At 61.2% G+C, this 21,093-nt stretch carries 18 protein-coding genes; 10 read left to right on the top strand and 8 right to left on the bottom strand.

Going from position 1 to position 21,093, the window contains the following annotated elements; genetic code table 11:
* Position 1: 1 nt before the first annotated feature.
* Entirely contained in the window at positions 2-742 is a 741-nt protein-coding gene (locus GTP46_RS04820; protein ID WP_161005492.1) for a substrate-binding periplasmic protein, read from the bottom strand.
* Between GTP46_RS04820 and GTP46_RS04815 the strand changes: the two genes are divergently transcribed.
* The 5 genes from GTP46_RS04815 to GTP46_RS04795 all read left to right on the top strand — a co-directional run bounded on the left by GTP46_RS04815 (position 741) and on the right by GTP46_RS04795 (position 6,307).
* Positions 741-1,592 carry a hypothetical protein gene (locus GTP46_RS04815; protein ID WP_229258804.1) on the top strand — a complete coding sequence of 284 codons (852 nt, stop codon included), beginning with the start codon at positions 741-743 and terminating at the stop codon, positions 1,590-1,592. The genes GTP46_RS04820 and GTP46_RS04815 overlap by 2 nt on opposite strands.
* A gap of 23 nt (positions 1,593-1,615) precedes the next feature.
* Positions 1,616-2,422: a CE1 family esterase gene (locus GTP46_RS04810; protein ID WP_202414149.1), complete on the top strand. Its 807-nt coding sequence runs from the start codon at positions 1,616-1,618 to the stop codon at positions 2,420-2,422.
* A 163-nt stretch (positions 2,423-2,585) separates the two neighbouring features.
* The gene (locus tag GTP46_RS04805; RefSeq protein WP_229258803.1) at positions 2,586-3,536 is read left to right on the top strand and encodes an efflux RND transporter periplasmic adaptor subunit; all 951 of its coding nucleotides are present in this window, start codon (positions 2,586-2,588) and stop codon (positions 3,534-3,536) included.
* Positions 3,537-3,580: 44 nt separating this feature from the next.
* Positions 3,581-4,933 (top strand): efflux transporter outer membrane subunit, encoded by a 1,353-nt coding sequence (locus GTP46_RS04800; RefSeq protein WP_229258802.1) that lies wholly within the window; start codon positions 3,581-3,583, stop codon positions 4,931-4,933.
* A 105-nt stretch (positions 4,934-5,038) separates the two neighbouring features.
* Entirely contained in the window at positions 5,039-6,307 is a 1,269-nt protein-coding gene (locus GTP46_RS04795; RefSeq protein ID WP_229258801.1) for an alpha/beta fold hydrolase, read from the top strand.
* Between the two features lie 217 nt (positions 6,308-6,524).
* On the opposite strand, the gene GTP46_RS04790 is transcribed toward GTP46_RS04795, so the two are convergent.
* Positions 6,525-7,067: a hypothetical protein gene (locus GTP46_RS04790; protein WP_202414148.1), complete on the bottom strand. Its 543-nt coding sequence runs from the start codon at positions 7,065-7,067 to the stop codon at positions 6,525-6,527.
* Positions 7,068-7,567: 500 nt separating this feature from the next.
* On the opposite strand from GTP46_RS04790, the gene GTP46_RS04785 reads away from it, so the two are divergent.
* The 5 genes from GTP46_RS04785 to GTP46_RS04770 all read left to right on the top strand — a co-directional run bounded on the left by GTP46_RS04785 (position 7,568) and on the right by GTP46_RS04770 (position 11,130).
* Positions 7,568-8,206, top strand: coding sequence for a transporter substrate-binding domain-containing protein (locus GTP46_RS04785; RefSeq protein ID WP_161005490.1), 639 nt, complete (start codon positions 7,568-7,570; stop codon positions 8,204-8,206).
* A 131-nt stretch (positions 8,207-8,337) separates the two neighbouring features.
* Positions 8,338-8,748, top strand: coding sequence for an aldo/keto reductase (locus GTP46_RS29405; RefSeq protein ID WP_202414147.1), 411 nt, complete (start codon positions 8,338-8,340; stop codon positions 8,746-8,748).
* A complete protein-coding gene (locus GTP46_RS29400; protein WP_202414146.1) occupies positions 8,738-9,064 on the top strand; it encodes an aldo/keto reductase in 327 nt (108 codons plus the stop codon). The genes GTP46_RS29405 and GTP46_RS29400 overlap by 11 nt, the downstream gene beginning before the upstream one ends.
* Positions 9,065-9,206: 142 nt before the next feature.
* The gene (locus tag GTP46_RS04775; protein ID WP_161005489.1) at positions 9,207-10,118 is read left to right on the top strand and encodes an alpha/beta hydrolase; all 912 of its coding nucleotides are present in this window, start codon (positions 9,207-9,209) and stop codon (positions 10,116-10,118) included.
* Positions 10,119-10,128: 10 nt separating this feature from the next.
* Positions 10,129-11,130, top strand: coding sequence for an AraC family transcriptional regulator (locus tag GTP46_RS04770; RefSeq protein WP_161005488.1), 1,002 nt, complete (start codon positions 10,129-10,131; stop codon positions 11,128-11,130).
* Between the two features lie 7 nt (positions 11,131-11,137).
* Here GTP46_RS04770 and GTP46_RS04765 read toward each other — a convergent pair whose 3' ends face one another.
* The 6 genes from GTP46_RS04765 to GTP46_RS04740 all read right to left on the bottom strand — a co-directional run bounded on the left by GTP46_RS04765 (position 11,138) and on the right by GTP46_RS04740 (position 21,084).
* Positions 11,138-12,730 carry a glycoside hydrolase family 32 protein gene (locus GTP46_RS04765; RefSeq protein WP_161005487.1) on the bottom strand — a complete coding sequence of 531 codons (1,593 nt, stop codon included), beginning with the start codon at positions 12,728-12,730 and terminating at the stop codon, positions 11,138-11,140.
* Between the two features lie 78 nt (positions 12,731-12,808).
* Positions 12,809-15,643, bottom strand: a complete 2,835-nt coding sequence (locus tag GTP46_RS04760; RefSeq protein WP_161005486.1) for a TonB-dependent receptor — start codon at positions 15,641-15,643, stop codon at positions 12,809-12,811.
* Between the two features lie 89 nt (positions 15,644-15,732).
* Entirely contained in the window at positions 15,733-16,671 is a 939-nt protein-coding gene (locus GTP46_RS04755; protein ID WP_161005485.1) for a carbohydrate kinase family protein, read from the bottom strand.
* Positions 16,668-17,771, bottom strand: coding sequence for an ABC transporter ATP-binding protein (locus GTP46_RS04750; RefSeq protein WP_161005484.1), 1,104 nt, complete (start codon positions 17,769-17,771; stop codon positions 16,668-16,670). The genes GTP46_RS04755 and GTP46_RS04750 overlap by 4 nt, the downstream gene beginning before the upstream one ends.
* A gap of 1 nt (position 17,772) precedes the next feature.
* Entirely contained in the window at positions 17,773-20,064 is a 2,292-nt protein-coding gene (locus tag GTP46_RS04745; protein ID WP_161005483.1) for a GH32 C-terminal domain-containing protein, read from the bottom strand.
* Positions 20,065-20,106: 42 nt separating this feature from the next.
* The gene (locus GTP46_RS04740) at positions 20,107-21,084 is read right to left on the bottom strand and encodes a family 43 glycosylhydrolase (protein WP_161005482.1); all 978 of its coding nucleotides are present in this window, start codon (positions 21,082-21,084) and stop codon (positions 20,107-20,109) included.
* Between the last annotated feature and the right edge of the window lie 9 nt (positions 21,085-21,093).

Raw genomic sequence — 21,093 nt, 5'->3', positions numbered from 1 at the left:
ATCACATGCGCCCGTAGCGCGCTTCGATGGTCTTGGCAGTGCCGTCACGGGTCAGCTGATCGACGGCTTCAGCCAGGCGTTTGACCATGGCCGGGTCGCAGATCCTGGAACAAGCCATGTAATTGAAGGTCGCCCCCAGCGGTACACCGGCCCGTATCCGGTGCTGCGGATCGGCCTCGCGCAACCACTCGCGAAATTGCAGCGTCGGTCCATACCAGGCATCGAAACGCTGCGCCAGCAGCATGCGTGGGCTGACATCGTTGTCGTTGATTTCGTAGATTTGAGGTTTGGCGAATCCCTGCTCGTTCAGGATATGGACACCTGCCGTGCCGCGCGCCACGCCGACCACGCGAAAGGCCGCGCGAGCTTCGTCAAAGCTAGCCACACTGCGCCCGACGGCGAAAAACGTGCGGTCCACCTTGACGATCGGGGCAATCCAAGTGTAGTGAGGTTCGCGCTCTTTCTGCCGCGCCAGCGGAATGATCAGCGCGTCGCGGACGTCGTCGCCCTGCACCGTCGCCATTGCCCGGTTGGCCGGGACGACCACAATTTTAGCCGTATAGCCTGCGCGCTTGATGGCCGCCAGCGCCAGGTCGCCGGCAATGCCATAGCGGCCAGGTTCATTGAAGGTCAGCGGTGGGACTTGCATCACGTACAGCGTCAACTCGGCCGCATGGGTACGTCCAGCGGAAACCGCAGTGAGCAGCAGACAGACTACAATGGCATGTACGAATCGTTTCATGCAATTGATACTACAAACTGGCCACTACCACGTCAATATGCGATTTATCTGTTTTTTCGCTTCTACCCTGCTCATATCGGCCTCAGCATTATCTGCGCCCGCCGCCGCACCGCTTGAATTACGCATCGCCGTGGTGTCTGATGGCCGTGCCGCCTACTTTGTGCGACTGCTGGAAGAATCGTTAAAGTTGATTCATCAACCTTACCATATCGACTACGTCAAGGACATTCCAGCCCGCCGCATGTGGTGGATGCTGGAACAAGGCGACATCAATCTGTTCTACGGGATGCAGTCGCCGGAAAAAGACAGCAGCAAGCAACTGGTCCGGGTACGTAATGGCTTAAGCAATGGCTTGATCGGCCAACGTGTGCTGTTGATCCGCCCGGCCGACGCAAAAGCCTTTGCACAGGTCCATACAGTGAACGACTTGAAGCGCACCGGGCTCACTGCTGGATTCGGTGCCGGCTGGGGCGATACCAAGGTGTGGAAGGCGGCGGGCTTGCCGCTGTACGAACACGCGGCACCTTGGAACACCATATACGCGATGGTGGCCGCACAAAACCGCAATGTCGATTATCTGCCGCGTGGCGTGATTGAAGTGATGGAAGAGGCGCGCTCCCATCCCGAACTGGTGGTGGAACCGCATCTGCTGATAGAGTATCGCGCCGACTTTGCCTTCTACCTGAATGTGTCTGCCGCCCGCTACCGCCCCATCATCGAACGGGCGTTGAAAGAAGCCGAAACCACCGGACTCAAAGCACGCCTGATCGACGAAGCATTTGGCGCTGACATCAAGGCGCTGAACCTGAACCGCCGTTTGCGACTGCGCCTTGCGGCTAGTCCGGACTAAGCAATCAATCTGGAGATCATTGTATGACTGCCACCAAACGCCTGGCCACGACGACCGCATTAATGCTTGCATGCTGTTTATCGCAAGCGAAAGCACAGCAAGCTGAACCAGCCGTGCATCAATTCGAAGGCAATGGCGTAGCGCCATTCGCCATATATCTTTCGCCGTCAGTCAAACAAGGCGCAGCAGCGCCGCTGTTGCTGCTGTTGCATGGTAGTTCGGGCGAAGGTCCATCCATGCTCGCCCGCTCCAGCCTGAAAGCGGCGGCCAACAAGCACGGCTTCATCATCGCGGCCCCTACCGGTGCGATGCATCTGGAACGCGGCTATGCATGGAATATACCGGGGGTGGTGACCGCTGGCGGTACCATGCCTGGCGCCGGCGACAGAGATGATGTCAGCTATTTGCTGGCTGTCGTGGATTTGCTAGTCAAGCAAGGGTTGGCAGACCGCAGCCGCGTCTACGTTACGGGTATTTCCGGTGGCGGCCGCATGGCAAGCTGGCTGGGATGCGTGGCGCCGACGCGCTTCGCCGCTATCGCCCCGGTAGTTGGGCTGCGCGCCGGAACACCACTCAAATCGGATACGACACAGGCTGATCCTGCCAGCTGCCAGCCTGAATCGCCTTTGCCGATCATCACCTTTGCCGGCAATAGCGACACCACCAATCCGATGCAAGGCGGCGGTTCGCCATACTGGCAGTATTCCATGCGTGCCGCGGAAATGCGCTGGGCGACACTCAATCACTGCCAGCATACGATGACCACCCAACGGATTTCGTCCACCGTCTACCAGGAGTCGTACGACGGCTGCCAGGATGATGCGTGGTGACTGCCTATATCACCGAGGGAGGCGGCCATAGCTGGCTAGCCGATGATGAAGTGATGTGGGCCTTTTTCGCCGGCTACGCCCGAACGGAGAATGGAAAACTGCTGAAACTCTCACGCTAGATGAATGCGCTAAAATGGCCGCTGCTTTTAACGATGTAAAACAGATGAACCTCGAAAACGACGGCGCTCGCCGCCCTATCTGCCTGGCGGTGGCAGCGCTGATGCTGGCGCTGAATGCTAATATCACCTTGGCGCAAGCACTGAATGCACCAGAAGCGCCGCAAACAGTCGACGCGAGCGGGAAATTGCAGTTCTACCGTTTTGCGGATGTGAATGTCCAAGTCGCCGGCCAGATTAAGGATGTGCTGTTTGCAGTTGGCGACGCCGTGCAGGAAGGCCAGCTGGTGATGGAGATTTCGCCGGCGATCCGCGCCAACCAGATGGACAGTAACCGTGCTCAAATGGCGCGGCTGCGGGCTGAGCTGGCGGACCAGCAAGCCCAAACCGATTTCGCCGAATTGCAGTTCAAGCGCCAGACACAGCTCAAGGCTCAAAATGCCACCCGCGACGAAAGCGTTGAGTCGAGTCGCATGAATTTGTCGTCGGCCCGCGCCCGCGTAGACGCCATCAACGCCCAGATCCAGCAACTGGAAGCGACGCTGAAATCCGACGAAGAAAGCAGCCGCCACAAGCAAGTTCTGGCGCCGCTATCGGGAACCGTGGTGGCGGTGAATGCACGCCCTGGACAAACTGTGAGCATCGGCCAGCAAGGCTTGCCCTTGATGCGCATTGCCGACCTGTCGCAAATGACGGTACAGGCGCGCGTCGCGGAAGTGGATGTGACGCGCCTGAAACGCGGCATGACAGCCAATTTTCAGACGCCCGGTTATCCCGGCCGCACTTGGTCGGGCAAACTGCGCCAGGTGCTTCTCGTACCTGCCGACGGCACAGCCGAGCAAGGCAAGCAGACTTTTTACAATGTCCTGTTCGAAGTCGACAATCCTGAACAGGAACTCATGAGTGGCATGACGGCCAAGGTGCAGTTCATCATCGCCCAGCCCAAGAGTGCGTTGCTGTCGCCGGCCAAGCCGGTTGCGCCGGTGGATGCGCAATGAGTCAACGCGCTGCACGCTACGGGTCCACACTGGCTGGAGCCCTGTTGACCTGCATACTGGCCGGCTGTGCGCATACGGCGCCCGTGGCGGAGCCGCTACCGACCATCGAATTGCCGGCTGGCTGGTCGCAGGCGGGTAAGCCCGGCAACCAGGAATGGCCAGACCGCCAGTGGTGGCAACGCTTCGGCAGCGACGAGCTGAGCCAACTGGTGCACGACGGAGAAGAAAGCAACCTGCAACTGGCCGCCGCGTTATCGCGCATGCGCCAGGCGGCGGCACAGGCGCGCATTGCCGGGGTGTCGCTACTGCCCTCGGTCGATGCATCCGTCAGCGCCAGCCGGGATCTGCCGGTCGCCGGCAATCGCAACGCCAACGTTTCAACCAGCGGACAATTGCAGGTGTCTTACGAACTCGATTTCTGGGGCAAGAACGCTGCCAGCGTTGCCGCAGCAGAGGCATCGCTCCGGGCTAATTTCTACGATCGTCAAACCGTGGCTCTCACTGTTACCAGCGGCATCGTGTCGACGTATCTGCAATTGCTGTCCCTGCACGATCGGCTCAACGTGGCGCGCGAGAACGCCAAGACCGCAGAGCATGTGCTGTCGCTGGTCGAGGCACAGAGCAGCGTTGGTGCCGCCACCTCTGTCGATTTGGCGCGTCAACGTTCCGCTGTCGCCAGCCAGTATGCCACCATCCCTGCGCTACTGCAGCAGCAGCGCGAGGCGCAATCCGCGCTGGCCATCTTGCTCGGCCAGTCGCCGCAAACCTTCAAGATCAGCGATAGCGGCCTCGACACCATCCAATTGCCCGAAGTGACGGCGGGCCTGCCGTCCGAACTACTGTCGCGCCGTCCCGATATTCGCCGTTCGGAAGCGGTGCTGGCGGCCGCTAGCGCCAACGTTGAGGCGGCGCGCGCAGCACTGTTTCCGAGCATCCGTCTGACCGGCTCGACGGGCACGCAAAGCAGTGCGTTGATGTCGCTGCTCAACGCCCAGAATTTGTTCGCCAATGTCGGCGCCTCGCTGGTGGCGCCGATTTTTGATGGTGGGCGTCTGCGGACCGAGCGTGATCTCGCCATCGAACAAAAACAGGAACTGGTGCAGACCTACCGCTCGACCGTCCTCGCGGCCTTGGCGGAAGTGGACACCGTGCTGGGCCAGATCAACAGCCTGGACGAGCAGCGCCGCTTGAAAGAGGTGGAACTGGAACAATCGCGTCTTGCGTTCAATTTGTCAGAGATTCGCTACAAGGCCGGGGCGGAAGACTTGATGACCGTACTCGATACCCAGCGCAGCCTGTCGGACGTGCAAAATGAGCTGGGGATACTCAAACTCAAACGCTTGCAGGCCACGGTATCGCTCTACAAAGCCCTGGGTGGCGGCTGGCAGGCTGGCTGAGCGAAGCAGCCAACAAATAATGAAAACATCATCCGCTTGCCACTTTACCAACTAGCTGGCATCATCCCTCGCCTGAGATAACACCACTCTGGCGAGGAATTAAACTTGAAGAAATCGTTCTACGGAAAACGACTCGCCTGCGCGCTGCTGTGTAGCATTTGCATGACTAGTTCCATCGGCGCCACCAACACTGGCGAACCACGCGGCGGAATCGACGTCGGCAAATACCACGTCGACATGGTCAGCACGGGCTCGGGGCCATATACCGTGATTTTCGAATCCGGCTTTGCCAGCCCATTGGGCGTTTGGCAAAAGGTAGCGCCTGAGATCGCAAAGAGCGCCAGGACAGTGATCTATTCGCGGGCGGGTATCGGCCAATCCGATGCGCGGCCAGAGCCGCGTTTGCCGCAGCGCTATAGTGTCGAACTCGACCAACTGATCGAAGCTGCGCAACTCAAACCGCCGTTCATTCTGGTGGGTCACTCCTACGGCGGATACCTGATCCGCTTATTCGCGGCCAGACATCCTGACCAGGTTGCGGGCATGGTCTTCGTCGACCCGTCCATGGAACGTTTTGACGCTGAGCTAAACAAAGTCGATGCGGCGAAACTCGCCCAGGACCATCGCCGTATTGACGCGCTGACACCGCCGCAATTTAAGGCCGAGAGCAAGCTGCTGGATCACGCCTTGGCGACAGCCGGCAAGATGCCTCCACCAAAACTGCCAGATGTTCCGGCCATTATTCTGACCTCCACCATGGTGCGTCCGAATCCCGAGTTCTTTATGCACACGCAGCCAGCGGTCGCAGTGTGGCGCAATCTGCACGACCAGCTATTCCGCCAGTTTTCCAGCGGCAGCCATATTGTTACCGCCAACAGCGGGCACAATATCCATCTGGAGGAGCCGGCACTCGTGATCGGCGCAATTCAGCAAGTGATGGCAAGCGCCACCGTATTGGCCGAACGCCGCGCCCATCAGATCAAAGTCGATAGCCTGATGCGCACCTTCGATCAGGCTGCCACCATGCTGAAAAACCAGCGCAGCGCCGAGGTCGAACAGCTTGTTGCCGCTGCGCTGACAGCAAGCGGGCTCAGTGAACGCGACATTAACTCACTAGGGTACGCGGTATTGAATGAACGGCGCCAGCTCGCGATGTCGACCCTCATCATGAAGTACAACAGCGATACCTTCCCTGAATCTGCCAATGCGCACGACAGCTATGGCGAGCTTTTACTTGAAATGCGCCAGCCAGCCGCGGCCAAGGAGCAGTTCCTGCAAGCAGTCGCGCTAGGCGGCAAGGGCAACAATGCGAAGGCACTGGAAGCTTTTCGCAGCAATCTTGCCAAGGCCGAAAAGGCAATCCTGGCGCAATAGGGATTGCACGCCAAGCAGTCATGTATGTGCAAAGGGCGGCCATTACCTTGAAAGATAGTGTGACTGAGCAGAGCAACTTCGGCGACTATCCGGCAGCACGCATACTTGATACGCCTACTTTTAGCGTCCATGTGGGCAGTTGCCATTCAATCTGGCGTAAGCCGGCGCGTCTTCAATGTAGTGATCGCGACTTGCTGCGCCAGCGTCATGGCATGGCTCACTTGTCCGGCGCATCCAGGTAGAAGATGGCGTAGACCTTGGCGCCGGTGGTTTCGGTTGGCTTGTCGATCTGAATCTGCACGCAGTCCTCGGCCACCAAACTGCGCCAGTTAGTGACGCCGGCGTTGGCGAATACGGAGTTGATCTTGCACGCCAGACTCATATCGATCGCCAGACGGGCATTGCGCTGCTCTGGCTTGGCGTAGTTGACGCCACGGATCTCGATGCCGAAGGCGCTCATCCACGGCTCCCACAGGCCCGATTCCACACCCTGTACCATGCGCGCCAACATGGCGTCCAGCGACAAGCCTTTCTTGACGACGGCACGCAGCAATTGCAGCGACGGCGCGGTGCGGATGTCGGTGCTTTGCTTGCCCGCGCCGCTTTCGCCGATGGATTTCAATTCCTTCGAAAAGGCAGCGTCGCGCTCGGTGTAGTCGCGCATCCGGTTGTAGAACTCCGCGTTCAGAAAGGGATTTCCTACCCGTCCGGTGGGCGCTTCGGCTGGCTGTTTAACAGGAGGCTGTTTTTTGGTGGTCATGGTGGTGCCTTTAGAATGTAAGGGCGCAGTGTAGCACCCCGCTCTGCTCTGAAAAGAAAAAGCCCCCGAAAAATCAGCTCCATCGCGATCTAAAAGAGCTGGGATATGACGGATCATTTGACCGCGTGGCAGCCTTTACCTGGCAGTGGAAAGCGGTCAATTAGAGTTCGGGCAATTCAGCGAGCAAACGAACACTATAAGTTTCCAGCAAATGCAGAAATAATGAGGTCATCGGTAGATCCAATGTAGTCGTTATGCGCACGGCACGCAGCTAAAAAGGATGCGCCCGCTTGAATTTTCTCACTGCGAGCGTCTGCAATGCTAACCTGAGTACATTCAGGAAATTAGGACTGGCGATGACCTCCCGGCGGCAATTTCTCCAGGCAACCGTGCTCTCCCTGAACCTCAAGCCGGCCCAAAGGCTGAGGTTTGTTTTCTCGCGCCCCTATGACAATCCCCGCACCCAATGGTTGATCAAGGTCTATCGCGATGTCTGCGCCATGAGTGGACTGAGTTTTGAATATCTCGATGTGCCGCCGAAGCGAGCAACGGCGATGGTGCAAGCAGGCCAGGCCGACGGCGAGCTGGGACGTACCTTCGGCTATTTGACGCTATATCCGAGCCTGGTACGCCTACGCGAGCCCAACAATGTGGTGCATTTCTGCGTGTACGGCGCCGGACTAGCGGCCAGTTTCGAAGGCATGGACCAGTTGCGGTCGCTGCGCCTGCGCTGCGAAACCCGGCGCGGCATTCCGGAACTGGAAGCCCTTCTAAGCGCCAAGCTGGCCCCCGATCAGCTATCGCAAATCAGCGATGTTGGCCAAGGCTTGCGCAAACTGCAACTGGGCCGCACGGATTTGTATTTCGATGTGCAGGAAGCGGTCGAAGACTACCTGGCGTTCCGGGAATGCAATAGCGGTCTACCCGACACGCCCGTCATCCGCCAGCTGGCGCAGGTACAGTCCACCACCGGCCATTGCTATCTGAACAGCGCCCATGCCAGCCATGCGCCACAAATGGCGGACGCGCTCGCTGAACTCAAACGCAACGGCACGGTGACGCGCTATCTGCAAGAGAGCCTGGCCGAATACCGTCACCGCTGTTTCGACGCCACCAAAGCCAGCGATCTGCCACGCTGAGCCGCCGCATCGATTGGCGCGTTCCGCCAGTCTGTTGGCGCGCTTTGCATAATACGAAACCCCGCACTTGCCTACACTCCTGATAAGCCCGATGAAGACGGGCATACCAACTTTAAACACGAGGAGTATCTATGGCACTCGATCACTACGTAACGCTGGGCCGCTCGGGGCTGCGCGTCAGCCCGCTCTGCCTGGGCGCCATGACGTTTGGCGAAGACCACGGCTGGGGCACTTCAGTGCAGGAATCGCAGGAAATCCTTGACCGCTTTATCACTGCCGGTGGCAATTTTATCGATACGGCAAACGGCTATACCAATGGTCACTCGAAAAAGATCATCGGTGACCACGTCGGCCGCCATCCGTCGCGCCGTGACCGCCTGGTCCTCGCAACCAAATTCAGCAGCAATTTGGATTTGGGCGATCCGAATAGCGGTGGCTCGGGTCGCAAGGCAATTGTGCAGCATTGCGAGAACTCGCTGCGGCGCCTGCAAACTGACTACATCGACCTGTATCAACGAGGCGACCTTCGTCTTGATCGATGAACTGGAGACAATCGCCAAGGCGCATGAATCAACGGCGGCCCGCATTGCGCTTGCCTCGGTGCGCATGCAGCCGGGCGTGAGTTCGACCATTATCGGTGCGCGCCGCGTGAGCCAGCTCGAAGACAACCTGAAATCGGCCGAGATTACCTTGAGCACCGAGGAGCTGGCGCTCCTCGACAGTCTGACCAAGCCAGTGCTGCCGTTCCCGCAAAACATGCAGCCGATGTTTGCATCGATCCACAATGGCGGCACCACCATCAACGGCGTGGCGGGCGGTGCTTCGCTGGTCAGGAAAAGCGATGCTAAAACGTACTGATGAACTCAACCACCTGGCACACAATCCCCGGCGCCGCAGTGTCATGACCACGGTCGCCCTGGCAGGGGTGGCATCTTTGGTCACAGGGCCTTTTACCGGAATAGCCCAGGCGCAGACTACCAACTTGAAACAGGAAAAAATCATGAAGACGAATGTCAATTTCACTAGCAGTGGCTGGCGACTGGCCGGCCATCTTTACACCCCGAATAATCTCACGCCCGGCAATCATGCCGCTATCGTCGTCGGCCATCCGGCCAGTGGCGTGAAAGAACAGACTGCCGGCCTGTACGCGCAGCGTCTGGCGGAACTGGGCTTCATCACCCTCACCTTCGACACGGCCACTCAAGGCGAAAGCGAAGGCTTGCCGCGCGGCGTAGAGGATGCCGCACGCCGGATCGAGGAATTCAAGAGCGCAGTGTCGTTCCTGAGCTTGCGCGCCGAGGTCGATCCGGAGCGCATCGGCGCGCTGGGGATTTGCGCCTCGGGCGGCTACGTGGTCGGGGCCGCAGCCTCCGATCATCGCATCAAGGCCGTCGCCACCGTGAGCGGCGTCGATCTCGCCACCTGGCACCGGCGCGGCGCCGACGGCAAGCAGGATCCGAAAGTGTTCCAGTCGCTGCTGGACGCCTGCGCAGCAGCCCGCGCCGCCGAAGCGCGCGGCGAGCCGGCGTCGATGATGCCGATACGCCCGGCCAGCGAAGAGGCTGCGCGCGCCAGTGGCCCAATGGATCTTGATGGCTACCTGTACTATTGCACCGACAATGGCCGCCACCCGCGCCAGGCCGATGAACTGGCCTGGACCAGCATCGACCGCACAGCGCTGGCCAATGGCTTCAGTCTCGTGGAGCTGGTTGCGCCGCGTCCCCTGCTGATGATCGTCGGTACCGAGGCTGTCAGCAAATGGATGGGCGAGGATGCGATCGCGCGCGCGCACGAGCCCAAGGAGCTATTCTGGGTCGAAGGCGCTACCCATGTCGGCTTATACTACAAGCCTGAGTACGTGAACCCGGCCGTGGCAAAGCTGGCCAACTTCTTTAATACAACCATTCTTTGAGTCGGCATTCATGAAGCAAGCGGTGGCGGATAAGATCAAGTTTTCCGATGCGCTATGGGCCAGCATCAAGCAGGCGGGCATCGCCCGCACTGACTTGCTGCGCGAGGCGCGGATTCCGTTGAGCGTCGTGACCGGGCAGGCGCCGCTGTCCACGGCGCAGTTCTTCGCGCTGTGGAATGAGCTGCCTGGCCTGAGTGACGATCCCGCCATCGGCTTGCGCATCGCCACCGGCTTGCAAGGACTGGCGGTGCCACCTTCATTCCTGGTGGCCTACCACGCGCGCGATTTTCGTGATGCTTTGCAGCGCGTGGCACGCTTCAAGCGACTGTGCGCCCCGGAGGAAATTTGCCTCGATGAGCGCGGCGAGCGTGGCGAAATTGTCGTGATCTGGAGTCACGCCAACGGCCAGGCGACGCCGCCCGCGCTGGTCGATACGGTGTTCGCCTCGCTGCTGGAATTGGGACGACAAGGAACGGCAACACCGATCTCCGCGTTGACGCTCGAACTGGCGCGGCCGCCAGGCGCCACCGCCGATTACGAAAACTATTTCGGCTGCCGGGTGCGCTTCAGCGCCGAGCAAGACCGTCTGGTCTTTCGACGCGCCGATCTAGACCGGCCGTTTGTCGGCTACAACGCCGAGTTGCTCGATATCCTGATCCCTGAGCTGGACCGACGGCTGGAGCAGCAAGCCCAGCAAGCCACACTGGCAGAGCAGATCCGCTGGGTGTTGCGCCGGCGGCTGACGGCAGGCCGTCCCGACATCCGCGCGGTCGCCACCGAACTGGCGATGAGCTCGCGCTCTTTGCAACGCAAGCTGACGGACGAAGGGCTGACCTTCCAGAGCCTGCTCAGCGACACCCGCCACCAACTGGCGCTGGAGTACCTGACCGATCCCGAAATAGAGATCATTGAAGTCGCCTACATGCTGGGCTACGAGGACCAGAACTCATTCTTCCGTGCCTTCCGGCAGTGGGAGGAACTGACGCCGGCGGCTTGGCGCTCCACCCGCTGACCAATGACTATTCCGGCTGCCGCCAAATCGATGACAGTGTCCAGATGCTGATGTCCGTCACCTCAGCCGCAGCACCCTCGGCAAAGAGCGAAACCCGCGCTTGATGCGGATCAGGGAAGATCTGGCTGCTCAACACAGCCTCGCCCTCGCCTGCAAATACGGTCAGCGATGCTGTGTCGAACAAGATCCGCAGACGGAGTTTGCCATCACGCAGCTGCACCGGCGCGTTCTGGCGCTGGGCGAATCCGGCAAGCGCGGCGCTGTAGCCATCGCGGCTTCGATCCAGATAGAGCGTTCCGTGCTCGCGGTCATAGCCCAGTTCGATTTCGTGATCGGTTGCGCCGCTGCGCAAGCGTATGCCAGTGCGCTGTGCGCCGCCCGGTTTCAGATGCAGCTCCAGTTCCGCCGGTCCGGCATCGCTCAGCACGTGATTCAGCGTGACAGCATTCGCTGGCACCCTGAGCACCGGTTCGCGGTACAACAAGTTCGTGCGCAAACTTTGGAACTCAGTGACCGGCTGCTGGACCAGCCGCACGCGGCCATCCAGCGTCCGCAAGGACAATTCGCGCGGTACCGATTGCGCACTGCGCCACGGCGCCGTTGGTACCTGCTGCCCGTACAGCCAATTGCTCATCCAGCCGATCATGATCTGCCGATTGCCGGGCAGTCCATTCCAGCTGACGGCGGCGTAGTAATCGGCCCCATAGTCTAGCCATTGCACGCCGGGCGATGGGTCGGCAGAAAACTTGACGCCGTCGAAGTCGCCAACGAAGTACTGGGTGCCGGAGCCGCCAGCCGGACCGCCGGGATTGAGACTCATCACCAGCACCCATTTGCGTTGATTGGGATCGCCGTCGACCGTCAGCTCGATCAGGTCCGGGCATTCCCATGCCCCGCCTATCGCATTGGACGGGCCGAATTCACTCATCCAGTGCCAGTGCAGCAGGTCGCGCGAACTATAGAGCAAGGCTTTGTGCAGGTTCGGCAACACCAGCACCATCACCCATTTATTCCCCGCCGCGTACCAGAACACTTTGGGATCGCGGAACTCGCGGTACTGGTCCGTGTACGGCGCGGGGGGCAGCGCAATCACCGGGTTGGCTGCGTACTGCGTCCAGCTACGGCCACGATCCAGGCTGTAGGCCAGCGATTGTGCCTGCGTGCCCGCCAATACTGGCTGACCACTGGCGAGCTGCTGCGCCAGCGGATAGACGCTGGTGTACATGGCGATCATGGCCGGCCGGCCTGACTCGCCAAGTCCGCTGGTGTTGGCCTGATCAACCACCACGCTACCTGAAAAGAACATCTGCGTGACCTCGCCCCGCGCGGTCTTCTCCACCTTCAGCGCGAGCGGGAGTTCCTGCCAGTGCAGCAAGTCCGGACTGACCGCGTGGCCCCAGGACATGTCGCCCCATGTGCTGCCATTCGGATTGTATTGATAGAAAAGATGGTATTCGCCATCGTGATAAACCAGGCCATTCGGATCATTCATCCAGTTGTGCGCTGGCGAGTACGACAGTTGTGGGCGGAACGCTTGCAGGTAGTCCGCAGCCGCGCTGACGCTGGCCAGCACAGCGGCGCCGAGGGTCAATAAGGTCATGGTAAAAAATCGATTCATCAGGGAGCCGGTTATGTTTAAAAATGGCCGTCGCATGGACGACCATCCCCATCACACTGCTTAGAACATGTACGTCAGGCTAAAGCGTACGGTACGGCCAAACAGCGGCCGCGCCACGCCGCGGTTACGGCTGCCATCCGGCGACAGCAGGTCGTTGAACAGCGGATCACCCTCGGTGAACGACAGCTGGTTAGTCAGGTTGGCCACGTGCAGATGCGCACTCAGGCGTTCGCTGATCTGGTACTGCGCCCCGGCGTTGATGATGTGGTAGGACGGGTACAGCGTCACGTTGCTGTCGGTCGCCTCGGAGTAGCGCGCGCCGTAGTACTGGTACTGCGCATACAGGCTCACCGGCACATCGGTCAGCGGCTTCAGATCGTACGACGGCATCAGGTTGAGCATCACTTTCGGCAGGCGGCGCGGACGGCGGCCGTCTTCGCTGATCTGCACATAGTGGTAGCCGGTGATGACGCCTTTGCTGTCCTTGTCTTCCTGCGTGATGGTGTAGTTAGCGCCATTCACTTTCGGATTCTGCAGCACTACGTTGCCTTTCAGCTCCAACCCTTCCAGCGCGGCCGGACGCCAGCTCAGTTCAACCTCGGTGCCGATGTTCTGCACGCCGCGCTGGTATAGCTGGACCACGTCCGGGCAGGAATTAATCTGCGTGACACCGCCTTGCACCGCGCACGACGAGGATCCAATGTCCTTGTAGATGTTGATCGCGCTACGCGGCGAGAAGTTGTTGTAAAACGCTGCCACCGAGGCGCCAAAACCGCGCGTCAGGTAACGCAGGCCGAACTCGTACTGGCGGATATGCTCGACCGCGCTGACTTCCACCGGCTTGCCGTTGACCACGGTAGCGCCGGCGGTAGCGAAGTCGTTCAAGTCTTGCAGGCTCGGCAGGCGGAACGAATCCGACGCCAGTCCGTACACGGCAAACGCTTTGTTGAAGCTGTAGTTACCACCCAGCGACCAGCCGAAGCCGTGGTAAGTGTGTTGCAAGCTGTGCGGATCGCCCGGCAGGCTGATTTCATTGTCCGCAGTGGTGTCCTGCGTGGAGCCGACCACCACGCCGGCCGGCGTCAGGTCGGTGATGACGTTACGGTCGCGACGCACCACATCGGCCTTCAGATTTTGCCAGCGCACACCGGCGTCAATCTTTAGCTTGTTACCCATCGTTTCCCAATGGTCGAGCAGATAGGCTGCGCTGCTGTCGCCATGTATCTGGCTGACGAAGCCGCCCCAGCCCGGCAAGATCGCCCCGCCCTGCGTCAGGCTCGGGCCCACTTGCTTGCCTTGTGCATCGACCGCGTACAGGTCCACCAGACGCGACTGGCTGGAGACATCGCTTACCAGCAGCGCCTGCTGGAAGTTCGGTGCGTAGTTGTAGCGGCTCTTGTAGACGCCGAAGGTCAGGTCATGCGAACCTTGCAGCGTGAACGTTTTTTGTGTCTTCAAATCAAGCGAGGTGCTGGACGCGTCAACATCGGCAATGAACGGGATCATGAAGTTCAGGTTGGCCGATACCGGCACCGGCGTGCCATCAAGGTAGCGTGCCGCCACGCCGCTCGCCTTCGCATACTTCTTGATAAAGTCGTCGCGGCTGATGTTAGCAAATGAAGCGCAGGCGTTGCTGGTCGGGACGTTGAAGAAGCCAATCAGCTTGGCGTTGCTGAGGTTGCAGTTGAGCGCCGCGCCATGCGCTGCCGAGATCACATCGTTCTGATAGCGGGCATTGAGGAAGTTGGCCGAGGTGGCAGTGTCGTTGCCGGTAAAGACGCCGTTAAAGCCATTGGTGCCGGTGGTGTAGCGCAGCCCGGCCGACAGCTTCCAGCCATCTTCCAGCTCATGCGAGCCACTCAGCGTCAGCATCTTGAAATCAGGATGGATGCCGTCCGCCTGGTCGATGGTGCGGGTGCCGTATTCACCTATCATGTTGAAGTAGCGGTTGTAAGGCGATGCCGTGGTGCCGTGCGCGAAGTCGATGCCCAGCGGCTGGATGGTGTCCTGGCTGATGGCAGTCGGATTGGCTGGCGTGCCCGGATTGCTGAAGCGCGGCACCGAGATCGGCAAGTTCTGGTAGAACGCGGTACGGTCGTTGAGCACCAGCGCATCGGCGCGGGCGGTGGTCTTGCGGTCATTGCTGGTGTAGACCAGGTTACCACGCACCTGGCCGCCGCGGTCAGCGGTGTAGCCGGTGTCGCGGATACCGTCGCTGCGGCGATAGAAGCCGCCCACCGCGCCGGTCAGGTTCGGCGTCAGCGGGCCGGAGATAAAGGCGTCCTGGCGCAGGAAACCGTAGTCGGCGTACTCAATCTTGTAGCCGCCAGCGAGGTGATCGCCGCCGGTGCGGGTGACGTGGTTGACGGTCGCGCCAAGGCCGTTGGAATACAAGATGCCGCCTGGACCACCCTTCACCACTTCCACGCTGTCGGTCATCAGGTCATCGCGGATGAAGACGTCGTTGTTCATGAACGGCGCTTCCGGTTCCTCGTAGGCCGGCAAGCCGTCGATCAGCTGCGGTGCAAAGCGATAACCGCCGGTGACTGGCAAGCCGCGCACGGTAATGTTGTTGCTGGCTTCGCCGGCGCTACTGCCTTCCGAATAAATGCCCGGGAAGTTGGCCAGCAAATCGGCCGTGCTCATCGGCGCGAGGCGCTGGATTTCCTCGCTGCCCAGCGTATTGATCGAGAAGGTGGCGTTTTTCTTGGTGGTGGTCTTGGTCACGCCAGTGACGATCACCACTGCCGCCGGATCGCTAATCTCGGCGGCCTTGGATGCATCCTTGGCGACACCGGCCTGCTGCTGCGCATACACCAGCGCCGGCGCCAGGCAAATGGCCAGTGCCGCCGAACGGCTGATGTAACGGGTGTAACGGGTAATCGAATAATTCATGCCTCATCTCCTATTATGATTATCAAGCGGCATGCCGCCGCCGGGGTAAGTTTTGTTATGTCTAACGTTGTCATACCAGGTACAGCGCTTTAATCGTGGTCAGGCACCTCCTCAAGTCTTGGCATATCGGCGCCGCGCCGGGAACAGGTGATGGCTGCAGCCCGGCCGGCAAAATGCAGCGCTGCCAGCAAAGCCGGCCGGTCTGCTGTTTCCAGTGCGGCGCGCGTCAGCAGCCTTTGCCGCGACAGGTGGGACAGCAGCGCGGCCTGGAAAGTGTCGCCGGCGCCTACCGTATCGACCACGGTGACGTTTTGCGCCGGCAGCGATAACGTGCCAACCGCGCGGGTAGCCGCCAGCACACCATTGCCGCCGAGCGTGACCACCACCAGCGCCACGCCCGCGCCCAGCGCCAGGTCGATGAAGGCTTGCGGCGCCAGGCCGGGAAAAACCAGTTCAATGTCTTCGTCGCTGATTTTGAGCAGGTCGGTGACCGGCAGCATCCAACTGATGGCATCAGTCCAGACGCTGCGGTCCGGCTGTATGGTCAGGCGCACGTTGGGATCGAAGGCAATCAGGCTGCGGCCTTGCTGACGCGTGACCAGCGCTTTCAAGGTCGACGCCACCGGCTCCACTGCCATGCAGTAGGAACCGACGTGGATGGCGGCGGCGTCCAGCGGCAACGGCGCTAGATCGGCCGTCGTCACTTCACGCTCGGCAGTGGCGCTGCCGTACAAGGTGTAGGTTGGCGTACCGTTAGCGCCCACATCCACCGTCACCAGCGCGGTGGATGCCGCCGGCCGTGGCGCGACGCTGATGTCGACGCCCTCGCTTTGCAGCGCGGCGGTCAGCTTGCGGCCGAACATGTCGTTCGACAGGCCGCCGAAGAACAGCGGCGTCGCGCCCAACCGCGCCAGCCCGACCGCAAGATTGAACGGCGAGCCGCCGAAGCGCGCCGACAGCGCATAGCCGTCCGGCGTCTCGCCATCGCTGAATACATCAAACAGCGCTTCTCCACAGACCACGATCATGCTACCTCCGACATTGCATTGAACTCCGGCGCACGCGCATCAATGCGCAGGCCGGCTTGATTGAATACATGGATGCGTCCTGCCGCTGGACCAACCCGCCACTGCGCGCCGCTGGCTGGCGGCTCGCCCTGCACCACTACCATCAACGGCTTGTCCAGCCCAGCCACGTGCAGGTGCACATACGATTCCGCGCCCAGCCGTTCGACCAGCAACACCTTGCCGCCAAGTGCGCCATCGATTGCCGCCGCCAGATGCTCGGGGCGGATGCCGACCGTGACGTCGGTGATCGCCACACCGGCTGGCGCCTGCCACGCCAGCCGCACCTCGCCTACCCACAGCTGGCCGGCGGCATCGATCCTGCCTGGCAGCATATTCATGCGCGGGCTGCCGATAAAACCAGCCACGAAGATATTCGCCGGCTGGTCGTACAAGTGCATCGGCGCGCCGATCTGCTGCACGCCGGACGGTCCCAGCACCACGATACGGTCGGCCAGCGTCATCGCCTCGACCTGGTCGTGAGTGACATACACCATCGTCGCACCGAGCTGCTGGTGCAGCCGGGCGATTTCCACCCGCATGTCGGCGCGCAGTGCGGCGTCCAGATTGGACAGCGGCTCGTCAAACAAGAAAGCGCGCGGCTTGCGCACGATGGCGCGGCCGATCGCTACGCGCTGGCGCTGGCCGCCCGACAGTTGCGGCGGCCGGCGTTCCAGCAGATGCTCCATTTGCAGCATCTTGGCCACGCCCTGCACCGCCGTCCTGATCTCGGCCTTGGGCACGCGCGCCAGCTTGAGGCCGAAGGCGATGTTTTCAAACACCGTCATATGAGCGTACAAGGCGTAACTCTGGAACACCATCGACAGGCCGCGCTTGGCGGGCGGCGTGTCGTTGACGCGCTCGCCGTCGATGTTGATTTCGCCGGCGCTGATGTCTTCCAGACCGGCGATCATGCGCAGCAAGGTCGACTTGCCACAGCCCGATGGACCGACCAGCACCACGAATTCGCCATCGGCGATGGTGAAGTTGATGTCGCGCAAAATGTAGTGCGCTTCGTTGCCAGGGTAAGTCTTACCGACGCCCTGCAATGCGATTGCTACCATCTCAATTCCTCTTTTCTTGGCTACCCATCGCCCACACTTTGAGCGAGATGATGCGGTCGCCGGTTTGCGCCAGCAGTCCCAGGCCATCGGCGTCGCGCCGGCTTGGGTAGATGCGGCTAGTCAGGCTGTTGCGCTCGTTGGCGTAGGCTTCAATCATGGAGCCGTCCAGGAACAGGCGCAGGCGCAGTGCTTCGGCGTTCAAGGCAAACGCCCCGCCCTGCACGCCGCCATGGCGGCCGCTGGTGCTGCGGCTGCGGTCGATTTCCAGCCGCTGGCTGGCGGTGTCGACATACAGGTCGGTCAGTTCGGTCTGATCTGGCGCGCTGCGCACGCGCAGTCCGCGCTTGCCTTGCTGGCTTGATGGCGCCAGCTCCAATGCGATTTCAAGCGCGCCGCCGTGGATGGCGGCCAGCGCAGCTTGCGCTTCTGCCACGCTGACGTCGTGCAGGTCGAGCAACTGCTGGCGGCGCAGTGTGGCGGTCTCGCTGATCGGCGCGAGGCGCAACTCGCCATCGTCGCCCAGCGATAACGTGATCGGCAGACCACCGTTATGGGCCCAGCCGGCGTCATATTCGTCTTGCAGCGTGCGCTCGCCCTGGGCGATGGAGAACACGATGCTACGGCCAGTCTTGGGGTCGACAAAACCGCTCGGTCCGGAAAAATGGCCTTGGCCGAGGTCGAACATGCGCGGCGCTTCCACGTCCGGCGTAAAGCGCGCAGTGGTGGTGTCGAACACGCCAATCCAGTAGTAGGCCTGGCCGCGCACGTCGTTGAGGAACACATGGCGTTCGCGGCCATCCCTGCCTTTGCCGACTGGCAGCAGCACGGGCAGTTCCCATGTCGCGTCAAAGCCCGGGTAGCGCATGGCGTCGATCGAGAACAGCGGGCCGCGCGGGGTCCAATTGCGCAAGTCGCTCGATTCATAAACCAGCGCCGTGCCGCTGCGGCCGGTCAGCGATGAGCCGACCAGCTGGAACCAGCGCTGCTGTGCGCCGTCGCGGAACACGAACGGATCGCGGAACTCGCCATAGCGGCCCTGGCCTTCTTGTTGCAGTGTGACTGGCTGCAGGGTTTTATCCCAGCGCGTCAGGTCAGGATCGCGCAGGTCGTGCGGCGTTGCCATGCCAGTGCGCTGGTTGGGCTTGGCGGTGTCGTTACCGGCGGTGAAGAACAGGACTGGTGCACCAGCCGCGTCATAAGTGGCGCTGCCGGACCAGATGCCGTCGGTGGCCAGGCCATCATCTTCTGGCGCCAGGGCAATCGGCAGTTCGCGCCAGCGCACCATGTCCGGGCTGACCCAGTGGCCCCAGTGGATCTGATGCCAGAACGGTCCGAACGGATTTTTCTGGAAGAACAGGTGGTACTGGCCGCCGTAGTAAAACGGCGCGTGCGGCTCGTTCATCCAGCCGGCGTCCGGGATCAGGTGGTATTGTGGGCGATACTGGTCGCCGTCAAAGGTCGCGGGCGCAATACGCAGGTCCGATGGCGACAGCGTCGGCACGACACCGTGGCGTTCGGCCAGGTCGGCCTTCATGCCGGCAGCCACGCTGACGGCATCGGATGGACCGGCACTGATGCGCACCTCGTCCATCAAGCCGAGGAAGGTGTTGAGCTTGAATACGCCGCCGACGGTTTCCGGCTGCGAGTAACGGCCTACAGTCAGCGGCACGGCTGGCATGCCGAACACACCATCGACGGGGGCCGTCACATGCACCAGCCGCTCGCCATTGAGGAATAACGCCACTTGCCGGGTCACCGGATCGTAGCTGGCCGCCACGTGCGACCATGCGTCGCGCGGCAGCTTGCGTTCCTTGACGCGTACATCAATGATGGCGCTGCCCATGCCCAGCTTGATGCCCCAGGTACCGAAGCGATACACACCGAAGGAAAAGCCCTGCTTGGCCTCGGTATCGAACTGGCTCAGGAAGGCTGAGTAGTGGCCGCCATCGCCCCATTCGAACGCATGCGGCGCTATCCAGGCGCTGAGCGTAAAGCCTTTCGCCAGTTGGGTCGAAGTCAAGGCGGGCGCTTTGATATCGGTGGAGTAGCCGTCGAACTGCAAGCAACCTCCACGGATGCAGGCGGTGGCCGGCCGCCACAAGGGCGCGCTGTCCGGCTTGTAGCGCGCGTGGTTGAAGACGTAGTCGACCGCGTCATGGCGGCCCGACACCGTCTCCACCGCTTGCTTGCCGCTGCCGTCGTCCAGCGGCCAGTGCGCGAGTAGCGGCGCGCTGGAGGCAGCGGCCGCCTGCATCGCCGCCATCAGGCCGGCCAGCAGGTACTTGTTCATCATCGTGTCTCCTTGATTATTTTTATATGCGGATGTCCATCGTTGTCATTTTTCAGCTGGCGAGACATCCAGCTGGTACAGGCCGTTCTCCAGGCGCAGCGGAATCGGATCGCCGATGCGGCCGACAAACTGGCCATCGGCACCGCTGTCTTCAAACGCTAGCAGGCTGTCTCGGCCGGTCACAGGATCGCGCAGGATTTTACCTGCGTAGCGGCGGCACGGCGTATCGCCATCGAGGAAGCCCGGCGCAGGCTGCCACGGACCGAGCGGATTGTCAGCTACCAGATAGTGGGTACCGGACACGCCGCCGTCATGCGCAGCGCGCATCGCTTCCGACCAATGCGGTGCGACGTTGCAGAACACACAGTACCAACGGCCATCGCGCTCAAAGATCTGCGGCACTTCCAGTTGGCCGTAGTGGCCGCCCTCGTAGACTGGCGCGGTCGCTTCCCAATTCACCAAATCCGCAGACACGGCATGGCCGATCACGCCGCGTTCATATTTCGGGCCATCGTTGCGGCGCGCGGTGAAGAACATGTGATACATGCCGTCGATTTTTTCCGGCAGCACCCACGGGTCGCGCAGCGCGCGGTCGTGCCAGCGCCCTTCCGCGTGCTCTTCGTAAAACCGTTCATCCAGATCCAGTGCCAGGCCGCTGCCAACGCGGGTCCAGGGGCCATTCAGGCTATCCGCCACCGCATGGCCGATGCGCTGGCGCATGCCGTTTTCAGCACGGCTGGTGCCGGTGTAGAACAGGTGGTAGCTGCCCTCGGCCTTGATGATGGAGCCGGTCCAGGTGGTGTAGTCGTCCCAGGCCGGTTCGGCCGACGGCCGGAATACGGTGCCCAGCGGCGTCCACTGGCGCAAGTCGGTCGAGACCGCGTGGCCAACCGAGACATTCCAGTGGCGCAGGTCGGGATTGCCGATGGCGCGGTCGGCCTGCAGGAAGTACAGGTGCTGCTGGCCAGCCTCCTCGTAATGCCAGAAGTCCCAGATGAATTTGTCGCTGATGTGAAGTGTCATGTTGCTTCC

Origin of the sequence: Duganella flavida, assembly GCF_009857445.1 — a bacterium.
Taxonomy (GTDB): Bacteria; Pseudomonadota; Gammaproteobacteria; order Burkholderiales; family Burkholderiaceae_D; genus Rugamonas; species Rugamonas flavida.
Note: the sequence above shows the minus strand (reverse complement) of the source record. Positions and strands in the feature narration are given on the sequence as shown.

What these genes read in the sequence shown, in the direction of transcription:
- GTP46_RS04815 (WP_229258804.1), top strand. Translation starts at nt 741, where the DNA reads ATGCAATTGATACTACAAACTGGCCACTACCACGTCAATATGCGATTT.
- GTP46_RS04820 (WP_161005492.1), bottom strand. Translation starts at nt 742, where the DNA reads ATGAAACGATTCGTACATGCCATTGTAGTCTGTCTGCTGCTCACTGCG.
- GTP46_RS04810 (WP_202414149.1), top strand. Translation starts at nt 1,616, where the DNA reads ATGACTGCCACCAAACGCCTGGCCACGACGACCGCATTAATGCTTGCA.
- GTP46_RS04805 (WP_229258803.1), top strand. Translation starts at nt 2,586, where the DNA reads ATGAACCTCGAAAACGACGGCGCTCGCCGCCCTATCTGCCTGGCGGTG.
- GTP46_RS04790 (WP_202414148.1), bottom strand. Translation starts at nt 7,067, where the DNA reads ATGACCACCAAAAAACAGCCTCCTGTTAAACAGCCAGCCGAAGCGCCC.
- GTP46_RS04785 (WP_161005490.1), top strand. Translation starts at nt 7,568, where the DNA reads ATGAGTGGACTGAGTTTTGAATATCTCGATGTGCCGCCGAAGCGAGCA.
- GTP46_RS29405 (WP_202414147.1), top strand. Translation starts at nt 8,338, where the DNA reads ATGGCACTCGATCACTACGTAACGCTGGGCCGCTCGGGGCTGCGCGTC.
- GTP46_RS04775 (WP_161005489.1), top strand. Translation starts at nt 9,207, where the DNA reads ATGAAGACGAATGTCAATTTCACTAGCAGTGGCTGGCGACTGGCCGGC.
- GTP46_RS04770 (WP_161005488.1), top strand. Translation starts at nt 10,129, where the DNA reads ATGAAGCAAGCGGTGGCGGATAAGATCAAGTTTTCCGATGCGCTATGG.
- GTP46_RS04765 (WP_161005487.1), bottom strand. Translation starts at nt 12,730, where the DNA reads ATGACCTTATTGACCCTCGGCGCCGCTGTGCTGGCCAGCGTCAGCGCG.
- GTP46_RS04760 (WP_161005486.1), bottom strand. Translation starts at nt 15,643, where the DNA reads ATGAATTATTCGATTACCCGTTACACCCGTTACATCAGCCGTTCGGCG.
- GTP46_RS04755 (WP_161005485.1), bottom strand. Translation starts at nt 16,671, where the DNA reads ATGATCGTGGTCTGTGGAGAAGCGCTGTTTGATGTATTCAGCGATGGC.
- GTP46_RS04750 (WP_161005484.1), bottom strand. Translation starts at nt 17,771, where the DNA reads ATGGTAGCAATCGCATTGCAGGGCGTCGGTAAGACTTACCCTGGCAAC.
- GTP46_RS04745 (WP_161005483.1), bottom strand. Translation starts at nt 20,064, where the DNA reads ATGATGAACAAGTACCTGCTGGCCGGCCTGATGGCGGCGATGCAGGCG.
- GTP46_RS04740 (WP_161005482.1), bottom strand. Translation starts at nt 21,084, where the DNA reads ATGACACTTCACATCAGCGACAAATTCATCTGGGACTTCTGGCATTAC.